This window comes from Photobacterium rosenbergii, assembly GCF_003026455.1.
GTDB lineage: Bacteria > Pseudomonadota > Gammaproteobacteria > Enterobacterales > Vibrionaceae > Photobacterium > Photobacterium rosenbergii.
Genome location: NZ_PYMB01000011.1, coordinates 118457 through 133815 on the forward strand (window position 1 = coordinate 118457; position 15359 = coordinate 133815).

At 44.4% G+C, this 15359-nt stretch carries 12 protein-coding genes; 5 read left to right on the forward strand and 7 right to left on the reverse strand.

Features of this window, described 5'->3' with window-relative positions; all coding sequences use genetic code 11:
- Nucleotides 1-92: 92 nt before the first annotated feature.
- The gene (locus C9J01_RS19200) at nucleotides 93-1925 is read right to left on the reverse strand and encodes a hypothetical protein (protein WP_107299749.1); all 1833 of its coding nucleotides are present in this window, start codon (nucleotides 1923-1925) and stop codon (nucleotides 93-95) included.
- A gap of 340 nt (nucleotides 1926-2265) precedes the next feature.
- On the opposite strand from C9J01_RS19200, the gene C9J01_RS19205 reads away from it, so the two are divergent.
- Nucleotides 2266-3465 (forward strand): PDDEXK family nuclease, encoded by a 1200-nt coding sequence (locus C9J01_RS19205; protein ID WP_107299750.1) that lies wholly within the window; start codon nucleotides 2266-2268, stop codon nucleotides 3463-3465.
- Nucleotides 3466-3682: 217 nt separating this feature from the next.
- On the opposite strand, the gene C9J01_RS29525 is transcribed toward C9J01_RS19205, so the two are convergent.
- The 3 genes from C9J01_RS29525 to C9J01_RS19215 are packed head-to-tail and all read right to left on the reverse strand — an operon-like array spanning nucleotide 3683 to nucleotide 6283.
- Nucleotides 3683-4111, reverse strand: coding sequence for a hypothetical protein (locus C9J01_RS29525; protein WP_146157098.1), 429 nt, complete (start codon nucleotides 4109-4111; stop codon nucleotides 3683-3685).
- 11 nt (nucleotides 4112-4122) lie between these two features.
- Nucleotides 4123-4881, reverse strand: a complete 759-nt coding sequence (locus C9J01_RS19210; RefSeq protein WP_146157099.1) for a copper chaperone — start codon at nucleotides 4879-4881, stop codon at nucleotides 4123-4125.
- Nucleotides 4868-6283 carry a tyrosinase family protein gene (locus C9J01_RS19215; protein WP_107299752.1) on the reverse strand — a complete coding sequence of 472 codons (1416 nt, stop codon included), beginning with the start codon at nucleotides 6281-6283 and terminating at the stop codon, nucleotides 4868-4870. The genes C9J01_RS19210 and C9J01_RS19215 overlap by 14 nt, the downstream gene beginning before the upstream one ends.
- 574 nt (nucleotides 6284-6857) lie before the next feature.
- Between C9J01_RS19215 and C9J01_RS19220 the strand changes: the two genes are divergently transcribed.
- The gene (locus tag C9J01_RS19220; protein ID WP_107299753.1) at nucleotides 6858-7571 is read left to right on the forward strand and encodes a hypothetical protein; all 714 of its coding nucleotides are present in this window, start codon (nucleotides 6858-6860) and stop codon (nucleotides 7569-7571) included.
- 571 nt (nucleotides 7572-8142) lie between these two features.
- Here C9J01_RS19220 and C9J01_RS19225 read toward each other — a convergent pair.
- Nucleotides 8143-8421 (reverse strand): hypothetical protein, encoded by a 279-nt coding sequence (locus C9J01_RS19225; RefSeq protein WP_146157100.1) that lies wholly within the window; start codon nucleotides 8419-8421, stop codon nucleotides 8143-8145.
- 485 nt (nucleotides 8422-8906) lie between these two features.
- Between C9J01_RS19225 and C9J01_RS19230 the strand changes: the two genes are divergently transcribed.
- Nucleotides 8907-9929, forward strand: coding sequence for a hypothetical protein (locus tag C9J01_RS19230; RefSeq protein ID WP_107299755.1), 1023 nt, complete (start codon nucleotides 8907-8909; stop codon nucleotides 9927-9929).
- A gap of 73 nt (nucleotides 9930-10002) precedes the next feature.
- Nucleotides 10003-11412: an alkaline phosphatase D family protein gene (locus C9J01_RS19235; protein WP_107299756.1), complete on the forward strand. Its 1410-nt coding sequence runs from the start codon at nucleotides 10003-10005 to the stop codon at nucleotides 11410-11412.
- A gap of 112 nt (nucleotides 11413-11524) precedes the next feature.
- Here the strand turns inward: C9J01_RS19235 and C9J01_RS19240 are convergent, their stop codons facing one another.
- Both C9J01_RS19240 and C9J01_RS19245 read right to left on the reverse strand, forming a co-directional pair.
- Nucleotides 11525-12940: a hypothetical protein gene (locus C9J01_RS19240; protein ID WP_107299757.1), complete on the reverse strand. Its 1416-nt coding sequence runs from the start codon at nucleotides 12938-12940 to the stop codon at nucleotides 11525-11527.
- Between the two features lie 69 nt (nucleotides 12941-13009).
- Complete coding sequence (locus C9J01_RS19245; RefSeq protein ID WP_107299758.1) at nucleotides 13010-14176, reverse strand: hypothetical protein; 1167 nt, start codon at nucleotides 14174-14176, stop codon at nucleotides 13010-13012.
- 404 nt (nucleotides 14177-14580) lie between these two features.
- On the opposite strand from C9J01_RS19245, the gene C9J01_RS19250 reads away from it, so the two are divergent.
- Nucleotides 14581-15359 (forward strand): 2-keto-3-deoxygluconate permease (locus C9J01_RS19250; protein WP_107299759.1); only part of this gene is annotated, 779 nt, incomplete at its 3' end.

A 15359-nucleotide genomic window follows, 5' to 3' on the forward strand; every position in this document is an offset into this window, starting at 1 on the left:
TACCGCAAGTATATTTTATGGTGATAATTAGATATCTAGCATGTTGTTCTCCCCACATAGTACTCAATCAATATGTGGGGAGGCATTGCGCGTTAGTTGTTAAAGTCGTAGCCGACGCTGATGCTGCGCCCGTATTCATCGAAGGCAACAAGGTAAGCATGTTTCAACGCATTAAGCTCATCAGAGCTGACTTCGTGTGCACCGTACTCAACCGCGACACGCTTTGAGCCGTACTCATTCACTTCTGTCACCCAGACATCAATATCTGTCGCTAGCTGTGACTCACGCGACCAACGCATGTAGAAATCACCGGCAGTATTTCTTAACTCATCAATAGACGCCAGGTAAGGTGCCATCTCTTCGTCAGATACTTTGCCTTTGCCCACGGTGATTGTCTCAGTGGTGTTCGGCGAGCCATCGACGTATTGGTACTCGACACTGTAGGAGGTGTTGTCACGGATCGTTTCTTGTTTATCCACCGCATAACCATCAATCACAAGGCTTAATGGATGGAAGAGTCCTTCATCATCGGTGTAGCCATAAGTACTCGAGGCAAGGTGACAAGCAGTGATAATCCCACCGTTCACTTCTTTATAAATACGGTCGAGTACCAGTGCACCTTCAATACCGTTACCGGTGATGGTCACCGTTTCAACCGGCATGTAATCTTTCATTTCGGCCAGTTTGGGGATGCCAGCAAACCACGAGGTGTTGTTGAAGCTATCAGGCATTTTGCCACACACGGATGAGGCATCCGGGAAGGCATCAATCTCGATAGACCAATCAAATGCAGACTGATCGTCAGCCCAGGCCGAGCGGCGTGCAATCAAGATTGCCTGCACATTGAGCGGGATGTCATCTTTGCGTCCCATGAAGGTAATGTCACCTTCTTGGTCTTCACTGAACCAGGCTTTAGAGCGGCCGCAGGTGGCGAACGGTGAATCCTGGTAGCACTCGGTGTAAGAGAGCAGGAAACTACCGTCTTCAGCGATTTGCTTGATGGCGTAGTCTTTGTAGCGGTTCATGGTATCCGTTTCGTTCGGGTACATGTCTTTAAGCTTGCGGTAGATCTCAAGGCCTGTACTGCCATACCAGAACGCATCCGGGTGCAAATATGCCGAGGCTTCGTCTTCCTCTGCCATAATGAAGCCTTCCAACACTTTATCAGCAGATGAGATGTAGCTCAGTGTATTGCCGATGTGCTCAACCGTGAGCTCGCCGTCGGAGTTGCTCAGCTTCTCGTTGCTCCAGTTCTCGTTGAATTTCAGCTCTGCGGCGTAACCATTTCCTTTGTATGAGATATTCGCGCTGGTATCACTCCATGCAATATCAATCAGGTCGAGTACCGCATCAATACTGGTGTAGTTAGCCTCGAACTCGGTGTTGAGCAGATCAAAGCTCTCTTCAATTTCCGCTGCAGTTAGCAGAGGAGCCAACACGCTTTTCAGCTCAACTTGTGCTTCCTGAAGCGCTTTAAGGGTTAACGCTGGTTTGTACTGCTCAAAGTTATCAAACACTTTGCTCGCTGCTACCCCTGATACACGACTGATCAACAGTTGGGTCAATGGGGTAATGTTGGTGATGTTCTGATCTTCTAGGATAAGCGAGTAAATCTCATGGCTGCCGCCACCGGCTGCACCCGTCGCTTTGACGATCGCTGGCAGCGCCAACTCAGCACGCTTGAATTCAAACTTACCGCCATCCGTTGCTAGATAGGTGTGCGTGTCGCCATCGGCATCCAATACCATCACTTCACCACGGATCGGCGCACCAGATGCTGCAGTACCGCGAATGAGCTCACTAACAGGAGGAATAGGATCAGGTGTTGGCGTAGGTTCGGGTTGTTGCGGGTTATCACTGCTGCTACCACCACAGCCAGTCAAAGCGAACGCGACCAAGGCCGCCAGAGGTAAAACTTTGTTCATGTGTTTCTCTAATAGTTTTGTTGCACCGTTATAAAGCGCGTATTTTATATACACCTTTATTGAAGTAAATAGATGCAGGTAAAATAATATACAATGACTACTATTTACTCACACAAAAGATTGTAAATGACTGATTTTTATCTTGGTGGTGTAAGGTGTTTTACCGAACCAATTAAAGTTAAATACTTTTGATTGTTTTGAAATTATTGTTGTGTTTGTAATGTAAAAAAGCGAGGGAGGACAGTTTTCATCGAAACATCGTCTTAAACTGAAGGGCTTTTTGTTAAATGGCAACTGGGGCAGTAGTATTGATGAAGCATAGCTCGAAAAGGACTTCTGTATGCCAAGTGAAAATAACCCTCTTATCGTCAGTGCCGACCAATCAATATTTACCCTACAGAGAGTAGATTTTAGTGATAATAGCCACTACAACGAGAAGTGGTTGCAAGAGTTAGTCTTTCATCATACCTCGCTATTACCACTTTATGAGGTGGAGCCGGATTATGATGGCGCCATTCCCGTTGGTATGGAACTTCAAACCCGCTCAGGCAGGATCGATTGCCTTTACGTCACCCACACCGGGCGATTTGTGCTGGCCGAAGTGAAGCTATACCGTAACCCAGAATCTAGACGGGAGGTGATGGGGCAGGTCCTAGATTATGCCAAGGACTTGGTCAGTATGGATTACCTGACACTGGATAAACTGGTTAAGAAATCCAACAACGGTGCATCCCTGTTCGACATTGTTTCACGAATCTCACCTAACTTGCCCGAAGCCCAATTTATCGATGCCGTGCAACGTAACCTCAGTAAAGGACGGTTCTTGCTACTGGTTGTTGGTGATGGTATTCGGGAGGGTGCATTTGAAATCAAAGAGTTTCTCAACCGCAATGCTGCCATGGAGTTCACTTTCGCTACTGTGGAAATGCGTGTATACCATATGGAAAATGGCCAGTTCCTCGTTCAGCCGCAAGTCATCAACAAAACAGAAATCATCGAGCGGCATGTTATCGCCATCGAGAATAGCAGCCCGGATACAACAGCGACCCTTTTAGAAGATATCCCTGTCGAAGACGATGACGTGAATAGCCGTCCGACTGGTAATGGCCAGGCGAATAAAGAGTTCTGGGGCAGCCTAATGGACTCACTAGTGTTAGATGATAAGACCCAACCGTTACCAACAGCATCAACGCAGAGCCACATAACCTTTCAGCTTCCACCAACGTCGTCGGTCAGTTGGATCACAGCCTACAAGCTAGGCAATGGCCAGATAGGTGTTTTTGTCAGGTTTGGCAAAAGTGAAAAGGGAAGGGCACTTTTCCAAGCTGTTTATGAAGCGAGGGCTGAGCTCGATGAAGAGGCACTCGAAGGTGTGAGTTGGCATCCTGAGGAAAGGAAAATTGTCTTTCCCTGTTTGCAGGCTGATTTGGCTAATCGCAAGGCGTGGGACGATGCTTTCGCCTATTACCAACATACGGTCAATATCGCGGTTAACACCTTCAGGCCACTGTTGAGGCAGCTGATCAGTACTGAAAGTTAGCTAACTATGTTGGTCAAGGTTGAGGACGTAACCTGAGAGAAATAATGGCGATTTCAGCCTGAAATCGCCACTGATTCTAGCCTCAACACTGTGCTCTCCCATCCTCACCTTTGTCCACAACTGTTCTATACGAACGGAGTTATACCGACCTATAAACACTGGGCTGACGATAGATTTCCACAATATCGGTGGATAAAGCTCTGTTCATTGAGCGTTGTTAATCTGCGTGGCACAAATAGACACGGTCAATCACAACGCTATAGGTATGTAAACTCATCTCTTGGGATTTGAAAGTGAGAGACAACGAACCAAGAGAGGACAGTTCTGAAGCCATCACCTGAGACAGATGAGAAGGTATGGTGATTTTCTGTGATAAACCTTTTGGATTCTGTCCTCCTCGGGGTTGGCTACCGTAGAAAGAGAGCGAACCGAGATAATCGCTGCTAGAACCAGAATAAAGGCTGTACCAATACACATCATAATTAGGGCACAGCGTTGATCCAAATATTCCTTGAAACCAGAGATATAAATTGCGTATTTGCGTATTGGCTAAACCAGCAGATCCTGTGGCAGGAGGTGACAACTTGCCGGAGACCTCTGGTCCCAATAACTGAAAAGTACAGTTGCTCTGTGCAAGAATGATCACTCAGCATACCTTCATTGATTATTAACCCAAGAGGTTAAATAGCTTACAGAAAGTATAAAGCAGCAGTATATGACCATACGAACCTCCTTCGGCCTGCGGTCGCGTTCATAGAACAAAGCGATAGTCATCATCGCCATAATACCAATAGAATGACCCACGATGGTCATTACCAGCATAATATGAAAACAGCTCCTCGCACATGAAAGTGATTTTAACAATCCGAAAGAAAAAACATCCTTGTACATACCAACACCTGAAACACGTAATGGCATACCACTGCCACATGCAATGATGGCCTTACGCCGGAAATCACTGAAACACCAAAGCCCAGCAGCAAAATAGAGTAAAGCATTAACCGGTAAAGTGGAAAGGTGTTGACTCATGGCTACCTGAAGAGGAGCGAAAGTGTTAGCTACAACACCAAGCAAAGACCACACAAAGCTGTAGCCAACTATAAAACAAAGTGTCAAACAGGAATGATGATAACGGGGGGTATTGGCGCACAGCCAACGAACAGAGCCGATCATCATAGGTAACATCATGGCATACACCATTACTAACCATGAGATTACAACGACCAGCATAGAGTGCGCGTGGTGGAGGGGATGATGAGCGTGGCTCCCCTCTCCATCAACGGAAAGGAGAAGAGAGTCGCTTATGAGGTATATCCAGCAAAGTACAAATACCCCCCATAGCCAATAGTAAGCCGGGACAACTTGTGTTTTGCCTCGGCCATTGGTGATTGCTGAAAGCTGGTTAATCGATTTCACTGTGCAGGCTCACTCTGCCAACATGATAATCCGCTCCCTCGGGCAAGCTCTCCTGAGGTACAAGTTGAATAGAGATATTCTCCTCATCCCAGTTATCTCTGCGACGAAGCGTTTCAACTACGTCTGTGGCATCTATGACGAAGCTCAAGCCACTTCCGTCATGATCAAGGGTGGGGTATGACGCATCTGCCAGACCAAAGAGTCCAATACAGCTTACAAAGTTTCTCGTACCCTCAGGTGTTTCATTGCCACTGTTGATGTAGACGTTAAGTGGTGGAACATCACCTTTCCCGGTAACATTACTGACTTTGATAAGTGTTTTTTTCCTAGCCTCACTCGGGGCCGATTTTTTGGCAAGCGACGCGTTTCGCTCGGATTTTGGCACCATATCAAGATTGAAAGAGGGGGAATTTTTATCACCCGCACTTTGCTGTAAGCTCGCACCAACCACATCGAGTGCAAAGTGGGAAAGTGGAGGAGAGGTAGGTTGGGTCGCACTTATTGCCGGATACCCTTGAGAATATGTGTAATTTAAATGTTGGGTAGTTTCTACTTCTTTAACCTTCATAGTAACAGGCACCGCTCCTACATCATGGAACTTGAAGGTGAAGTCTCGCCACTGTGATGCCATTGGGTTTGCTCTGCCTGTTTGTAGTTGCCAGATCTGCCAGAGTCGATCAATATTGGCATGATGAAGCCAGAAAATGGGATCCAATGCCGCAGTATTGGGGTCGGCCATCGCGCCACCGATATTATTGTGGATGACGTTATGAGGCAGGCTTTCAACCTGACCAGTTTCATTACCAAAATGGGAGAAACCAGTCACTCCTCCACCAAAATTGGTTCCACTCGAATCATTGGTAAATAGTAACTCGTTCATTGCAGGCCATGGGTTGACGTTGAGTTTGTTCAATACATAATTTCGACGACCACGTATCCATAGGCCTGGGCTGCTACTGTTTGGTCCGTTGGCGTCACCAAAACCTGAGGGCATGGTAAGTGCTTTGCTTTGTGCTTGGGTATCAATATCAGGGTTTACTGCATCACAGTAATTCCAGTAAGGCAGTGCCCAGTCTGCAGGCCCTCCCTCTTGTAATACTGCATCGGCAACAATCCGTTCGAAGTAGTACAGGTACATCCGATGCCAAGGTAAGAAGTACCAGGTACCATGCTGGCAGCGCATCCAGTACCCACTTGATATCGTGGACTGCGAAGGGGGATAACCCGTCGCCTCTTGCCAATATGTAACCGAGGGGGGTAGATTGTAATACCCATGAACGGCTGCAAGGTACCACCAACTCGTTGGATCATTAATATCACGAGCTTTGAGGTGTTCAACAGCTTTGGAATACCAGTAAAGTGTATCATCGTCCAACTCATAAACACTCTTTCTGACTTTCATTTATCACTCTCCCAAAATCTCAACAATTTATTTATTCAGGTAATAAGTTTTCTGGAATAAATAAACCTGTGTGGATGTAATGAACATAATATTTGAGGGCGTGTTTAAACTTTGGTTGTTAGTGGTGTTTTGTCAACTTTAAGTCGTGAGGTTATTACTCAGCATCAAATATGGTAAGGGGTTGTTTTTAATATTTATTGATGCAGGGCTCTAACAAATTTGTGATATTGCTTCATAAAACATATACCTGTTTTAAAAATTACTTTTTGTTTTTGGGTAGCTGGTTCACAAGTGAAATTTTTACTAGGATTAACATGCCTACTTTACGGGCAAAACAATAAAGTCATTTAAAATCAATACCTAATGTTTAGTTTTTGTTTGCATGACAGCCAGTAATCAAGTAAGCAACACAGTGCTTATTTGTGTGTTTGATTTTTATTGTTTACAGACAATTAGAAAATCAAAAAAACAAAAAAATTAAATTTATTTTAATTAGACATGTATTGTTCGGCTTCCTAGGATTTTCTGGCGACAAGGAACATATTTTTTCTATTAATTAAAATAGAGGTTGATCATGTCTGACCCTAAAGTAATTGGAATTACTGCGCTTGGTGGCTTACAAGCGGGATCACCAAAACTTACTAAAGAACAAGTAGACGCACATGGTTCGTTGACTGCGTGGATACAGGATGTCGCAGAAGGAATTGTGAAACAGCAAGGTAAGGAGCCTACAAGTTGGTCTACTGAAATGAAATCAAAAGGGTGGTTCGATGCTTGGATAAATGCCGTTGTAAATTATACAAAGTTTGTCACCATAACTAGTGATCAGGGAATACAGGTATCTAAGACGACGCATACCGGAAAAATTAAAATTGGAGAGATCCTTGATGCCGCTATGAAGATCTATGTGGGAGGGGAAGCTTTAGCTACATATGAAACACTCAATGGCCTGCTTGGAGACCCTTCAACAGCAGTGACTGACTTCGCCGACTTTTGGTGGTCCCATACCAAACAGTCTAAAACCGATACTGGGGTGAAGTTCGGGCCAGCAATCCCCACTAATGGGGGGGAGAGCGTTGAATTTACGGTACTGTTCTTTTCAATGACTGAGTCAGTGGATGATTGGCGTTCATTGTTTATAGAAAGTGATGTTGAAAGTGTTGATGTATACACCATTGGACTAACATTTGAATATACCAATGCAGAGTGGCAGCAATACAGCGTCGATATCACCAATAAATTAAGTGATAAAGTCAAAAAGTCAATTAACCATGCGCCACTTGGCTAGTTTGATCAGCTTATCATTAACAGTTTGATTAGCTCTGAGTTAGCAAGTATCTTAAGCGTTACATTGGCGATTTCTGCCTGAAATCGCCATTTTCTGACCCCTATCAATCAATGCCTTATCTTTAAATAAATCGCATCAAAACCCTTAGCTTTCCCACAACTCCCCACCTAACACAAAGTTATACCGACCCAAAAACACAGGGCTGACGATAGATTTCCACAATATCGGTGGATAAAACCGTGTGGCACGTTAAAACCCCTGATCGTGTATAGCGGTCAATTGTTTATAAATAAGCTCTGTATGCTCATATTTCATTTGGTAACAACTGAGGCGAGTATGAGGCAGTTTACAGTTAAAGGGATTGATTACTATGCAGAAACAAAGGCATATCTGATCAATATAATCGAGAAGAAAAGTGGAAAGTTACAGAAAAGCTATGAGAACTATGGGCAGGGAGAGGAAGTTGCAATAGCAGATTTTACACACACTCTACTGTTGTAGCTCCCTACTGCCAGAGCGATATTAGTAAGGTCAATATACCTGCAGGAGGCTACCTCCTGCAGGCTCAACATCAGACAAGAATCGCGGCTAACGTTGTAATGAGTTTGGCGGCCTTTTCGATGACGTTACCCACACTGTTCAAGGTCTTGATGTTATTTGCGATGTCTTTGTTCGCTTTGTTAATACCTTTGGTCAAAAGGCGGAGCTGTTTGAGTGCTTTCTTGAACTCAGGCGAGCTGCTCTTCAATGATTGTGGCAACTGCTTTCCTGCAAGGGTGATCAATTCATCCCTTTGTCTTGAGAGTTTATCGTATTCCTTTTGCATGTTAACAGGGATGGATTCCATCAAGAGGCTGAGCTTCCTTATCTCATATGTTATTGGCTTTAGAAACACTTACTGATTCGTTCATAACTAGTATAAATAGCACGATATGGGATTAATGGTTTAATCCGACGAATATTTGATCTTGCTCCAAACTTATCGTTTTAAAATTCACCTGAAGATAAATTTAAACTAATGCGTTCCATAAATCGATAAGAACAATTTCGCCAGTGAATCATTCAATATAGATCATTGATCACACAATTAAATTGGCGAGCACCAGTAATTGATGCAAAGCTAAATATGCAAAGCTGTACGTTTTTTATGCACGTAAGGGTACGAATAATGAAAAAACAGCTGTCGCTATCCCTGTTGGCTATTCTCCTCTCATTCCCAGTCCTTTTCTGGCTGCGTAACTCTGATACGACCGCCATCGTCTTTGTTGTGCTGGTTATATATATCCTTCTCCATCTCATTTCATTTGCGATATCATTTTTTAAGAGGGACCCAAGATGAAGAAATTTATTTTCGGCTCCCTGTGTCTTCTTCTTTCTGCATGCAGCTCGGTACCCGAGACATATAGTGTACTCGACAAAACAAATGAACAGCTTGCCGCGGAAGAAATCGCAATTTATCGTACAGAAGCGTCTCAACAAATAGCTCTTAAAAACGCTGTAATTACGCATAATGAGGCACTAGAACAACTTTTTAATGAAGAGGTAATAGTTCGGCCTGGGGCTTTAGAAAAACTGTCTTCGGAAAATGTTACAGTGCGTACTGAAGCTTTAGAGCAACTTGAAGAGGACGTAGCCTTAGATCGTTATGAAGATTTGAGAGCAATGTATTTAAAGGAATTATCGACGGCTAAATCATACTTCTCTATCGCATCAACGAAGCACATTCGATCTGCAAGAATGCTTCCATCAGGAATACTCACCGTTCGAAAAAGCGTTACTTACGATATCCTTCCAAAGGGTATGCAACCCAATGAAGGCCATGCGGCATATGGCTATGTGATAGCTAAATCGAGTGAACCCGAAGAGTTGGAAAAGCTCAATTCACTTTGTCTATCAATGACCCAGGAATACAACTTGGATGGCCGATCTAGTCGCCAAGAACGATTTCGAATCCCCACCTATTGGCCAACGATTATTGATGTCCGCGATAGCACATTCTGCAATATAGCGATAAATAACTATGACTTCGCTTGGGGCCGAGATGCAATAGCGAAATTAGATGTCGTGAATAGAGGGCCTTATCTGGTCGCCTGGGAGGTACCTTTTGATAAGGTAGATTCCAGCAGTAATAGAATTTTGATCGACCTAAGTCGACTAAACAATGATCAGATGACAGATGTCGTTTTATGGTGGGAACAAAAAGTTGCCAAGAGCCCGCTGAAATGGAATAGCGGGATTGATACCGAGTTTTACCGACTAGAGATCAATGCATTCATTGATACTTATGGTGAAGGGATCCTCGCTGCCTTCAAACTATTTTCAGATGGTAAATCAATAGCGATTGCTGCGACAAATTAGGTTTAGGAGATTAGAGCGTATTAGCCGAAAGAAGTAATTGTGAGCAATAAATAAAATTAAACGGAGCAATGGGATGCAAACTATTAAAGCAATGACCGTAGGCCCCATCGTCGGGCATACCAGTGCCAGTGATGCTCGGATATGGGGGAGGGCGAGGTACAAAAGCAAGAAAAAAACATCCATTTTCCGTGCTCACGGTATTGCAAGAATTAGGCTCTTAGGGGATACAAACTGGGTAACCAAAATCTTTAAGATGAACCCTAATTTTGACATGACTGGCGTCGCGATATTCAGTGACCTGGCTGCTGACACAGAATACCAATACCAAGCTGGTTGGTTTTTCTCGGAAGATGAGCCCGAGCAGATCGATATCAATACCGACATTAACTGGGGGGGTATTGGTATATCAACATTCAAAACGGCGAGCAATGTCAGTACACAGCCGAGGGAGTTGGCATTCGGTTCATGCCGGTATTTCTTAAAGCTATTCGGCGGTAAGTACTTTACAGAAAACGGTGACAAGACCTTCCGTAGTATTGTGAACCAAATAGAAGGTGGAAAGCCCCTTGATCGCTTTCTTATGTTAGGTGACCAAATCTATGCAGACGATCTCAACATCATTGCACCAGACCAAACTGTCGATGAGTACTGCAAGCGTTACCAGCAGGCATTTTCACAGCCCCACATCCGCAAGCTTATGGGGATGGTTCCCACTTATATGATGCTCGATGATCATGAGATCGAAGATAATTGGCCTAAAAGTGCATCGCCGGAAGATAAACGTAAAAAGTACCCACAAGCGATGCTTGCCTATTCCGCATACCAACAGGCACATAGCCCCCTTATTCAGCTTGATAGCAGCGGTAAAATAATCCGCAGCCACACAGCGCACTATTATACTTTCTCGGATGGGTGCTGCGAGTTTTTTGTCGCGGATACAAGAACTGAACGAAATGAAAATACAGGAAAAATTATCAGTGATGCCCAGCATCGAGCATTACGGCAATGGCTATCATCAGTACCAGAAGACAGTGTTAAGTTCATCGCTACTTCGGTCCCTTTCTTCCCCGACATTGAAGACGATACCAGCGACAAATGGGGCGGGTATCTAGCACAACGAGACATCATCATAGACCACATTAGGCACCGTGGAATACGCAAGGTGGTGTTCCTCTCTGGGGACGTGCACTGTTCATTCAATGCCACTATCAACGTCGGTAGTGATGAAGAGCCACTCGATGTTCATTCAATTGTTTCATCTCCATTCTATTGGCCGTACAGCCACATGGAAGGTGATGACTTTAACTGGCAGTGGGTTAGAACGGTAAATAGAAACAAAAGTTATCGCATTACACACCATTCCGAAGTACTGAGTGATGATAACTTCACCCGCTTGAGTGTTACGCCGAGCAGTATCGAGATAAAGGTCTATAAAAGAAAGGAATTTGCTAGACCGATACAACAGACCACGCTGAGGTTGTAAACCATATAGGGTAGCACGGCAACTGCCTACAGTTGCCGTACGCTAAGGGGGGAGGGCTAATATTAATAATGATTCTAGGCAAAAATAGAGTTAACTAATGTCAAGGCTCTGGCTATCGGAACTCATTCAGTACAGCATCGTAAGTCTTGTGGCCAAGTTGTCCATTGTCTTCCATTTCCTGTAATTTAGTCCGGAGGTCGGCAATTCTACCTGCATAGGTAGAATTAATCGTAATCAACGCTTCTTTAGGGTTAGCAGAACGCAGCGCTGCCTTTACTTTATTTTTCGTCGCCCGCCCCTGATGATGGATATCGGCAATCAGAGCACAGATGATGTCCGGTTGCCCATCTAAATCGTACCAACGTGCATAGCGCTTCTCCATCTTGGACTGCAGAATATCGAAGGCTACCTCAACTTGGAGGGCACACAACTCTGGATGTTCATTTGTCCAATGGATAATTCGGGCTGACTGCAACACTTCTTGCATATCATGTTCACGGCGTTTGGCATTGAGGTAATCCATAAAACGCTGTAGTTGCCGGCGGCCCCCAGGACCGGTTTGTGATTCAACTTCTAAATCTGTCATGCCTCCATTTTCATCGGCTCTATGTAGATGGCCATTATGAATGACCAACTCGGGAAAGTACTCAGAACACCTTGGAAGCTTTGCTAGTGCACGGAAAAGGAGGATTAGGTTATCGTTTGCTGTATGGGCAGCTAGTTGGTAAAAGCCAAAAGTAAACTTTGCACTGTCATAGGTGTTAATGACGTTAAAGTAATTTTTGCTTTCACAATAACCTGTTAGCTCCATTAACTGTGCCCAATGGTCATAGCGGTCACTATAATCCTGTGCACGATAGATTTGGCCATAATACTCATTGGGCTTCATGAAAAGGCCGATATAGTTGCCGCTCTTGGTTTCTCGGCCAACATAGAAACGATCAGAACTATTACTACCAGTGGAAGCAAACCACTGTCGACCTTGCTTATCTAAATCAAATCCCAAACCACGGGAAACAGATTCAGAGGTCGGAGATATTTTCAAATCAAGGTCAAGACCAGGGAAAGTACCAAAAAAAAGCCCTTGTTTACCCTTATAGATCCTGTCGAACTCTTTTAGGAATACTTGAGGGGGCCATTTCACCACCTCGTTCCTTGAATTCGAGTAGTGATAAACAAACCCGCCTGCGAAAATGCCTATATGTTTTTGAGGAACATTCAGCATCTTTTTATTGTCGAGATCAACGTTATCAATTTTGGTGACGAAGATAAGTTGTTCATCGCTTAGATCTGCATCACTCCACTTTCCAACCTTTGGGCACTGGGCAAAAATTTCCTGCACTCTGACGTTGGCTGGGGTGCCGTTTCCACCTTTAAATTCTTTGCAATGGTAAGAGAAGTCTAACCCTACGATATGGCTTACATAATGAGCGCAGTGGTTAGCTGATCTTTGATGAAACTTACCATCACATATTTTAGATATATCTTTTCCGAGGCTATCTTCAAGCCTTTGTATTAATGTCGACATGGAGAACACTCCAATAGGTTAAGTTTGTTCGAAAGAGCCTGATTTTATTGTTGTAAACGTATGGCTTAATTAAGTTGCTTCTTCTTTATCCTCTATTTCTTCCCTTTTTGAAGGCAAAATAGATTCAGCTTTAGCCGCTAACATATACGCCTCGACAGGCTCCCGGAAATATTGCAAAGGATCGGCTGCGGCTTGGTTAACCGACTCCGGGTTGTTCTTTACTTTTTCTTGGGGGGATTGGATACCACGGACAAGCTGTGCTGCCATAGACATCCGTTGAAATACCTGGAACCAGAAAGGGCTACCCAAGCCAACAAAAATGCCTGTACTGAACAAACCCAGAAGCCAAAAAATATAACGGTGTGGCTCACTAGTGTTGTTATTTTCGTGTTCGTCTACGGCAGTTTGCTTGGGGCACCTGCTATCTAAAACTGATACCGATGGCTTGCAGATAGGGAAGTAATCCCAGCCAACTGAGAGCCCTACATGACCAACGACGGAGAGGGTGTCCTTGATAGTATCGAGATGTTCTTTCTGGTTATCAGCATTGTCTGCCTCTTGCATTGTCTTAATTTGATCTGATGTAGCTGCAATTACCTGCTCGGCAACCTTGGGATCACTGTTTAATTCTTTAAATAACTGGAAGGCATCGATATTCAAGCTGAAAGCCAACACAAAGCCTACAGCTAATGACCATTTACTCGCCCTGGTACGAAAGTCAGATGTTGACCCAACACTCAGGTCTTCGAAGCTTCTTACTAAGTCAGCAACAATGACTTCAGCTTTCTCTTTCCCAAGGGTATAGATGATTTTCCCAGAGCACGTTTTGGCAAAGCGAGAAGCAAATTCCACTGATGTGAGAGACTCGGTTTTCTTTTCGTTATCTGAAAAATGACTCTTTGACGATTCCCCCTTCTTTACAGCTCTTAACCCCGTCACTGAAACCATAGCGTTGACGAAGTTGTCCTTTGCCCTTTTCTTTGCCTTTGTTTTTTCCTCACTGCTGTTGTTTGGGTTGTCGTTGTCTCCGTTGTCCTGCTTGGGTAACTGTTGACTTAAGATCTGTTGTTCTAGCCGTGGCCAAATAATATCGTCAAACAAACGGCTAATGATTTCACGGAAGTATGACTGTCGTTTATCTTTGTACTGAAAGATCAGCTCTACGATCGCTGAGACCAAAGTGGAAAGGATCACCATATAAGCGGCGAAAGCGAGAACAGCGTTGAGAATGTTCATTTTCATGTCCTCTGGAAGTAAATAACTTCAGCCAAATATGCAACCAGTTACCTGAAGCTAACTAAGCCCTGGAAGACAATGAATAACAGGGCTTTTGCTCAGAGTCTTACATCAAATATAGACAATTTTGTCAGGCATCTCGGTTAAAAAAGCAAGACATTGCGCACAAATAAATGGAATAGAAACGATTGTTTTTAGTCCACATGTTCACCTTTCCCTACCGCATAAGCCCTCAGGGTATCGCCTCATTCCGAGCTCAATAGGAACAAGCCAGTATTCTTTGCTAGCGATTAATTTTGATTGATTGTGATTTCATTTGATTGAAACTGATCACATTAAAATCATTTTCAATCAAATAGAATCATAACCAATGACGTGGAATACAAAACAAAAAGGGATAAAAAATGAAAATCAAACAGAAGATAGAGAAAATCCCCGGAGGGATGATGGTCGTACCGCTGGTCATCGGTGCCGCGATAAATACATTTTTCCCGGAAGCATTACAAATTGGTGGATTTACCACAGCTTTGTTCAAGAACGGGGCTGCAGCACTTATCGGCGCTTTCCTACTGTGTATGGGGGCGGGGATCAGTGTTAAGGCTGCTCCGCAGGCATTGAAGCAAGGCTCAGCGATCACTCTTACCAAATTATTGGTTGCAGTGGCGCTAGGTATGCTGGTTCAGACTTTGTTCGGTGATGCTGGGTTATTCGGTGTGACCGGTCTTGCAGTTATCGCCGCGATGTCCAACAGCAACGGCGGCCTTTATGCAGCCTTAGTCGGTGAGTTCGGCAATAAAAAGGACGTCGGCGCAATTTCAGTGATCAGTTTAAACGACGGGCCTTTCTTCACTATGGTTGCACTTGGTGCGGCAGGCATGGCCTCAATTCCGTTCATGAGTTTAGTCGCTGTACTGGTGCCAATTGTCGTTGGTATGATCCTTGGTAATCTTGACGAGGAAATGAAAGACTTCCTTACCAAGGGCGGCCCACTACTCATCCCATTCTTCGCCTTCGCACTTGGCGCGGGCATCGACTTATCCGTTCTTCTCCAAGCAGGTCTGGCAGGTATTGCACTGGGTATCGTTGTAACCTTCGTCGGTGGTTTCTTCAATATCTTTGCTGACAAACTGGCCGGTGGGACCGGTGTTGCAGGTGCGGCGGCTTCCTCAACGGCTGGTAATGC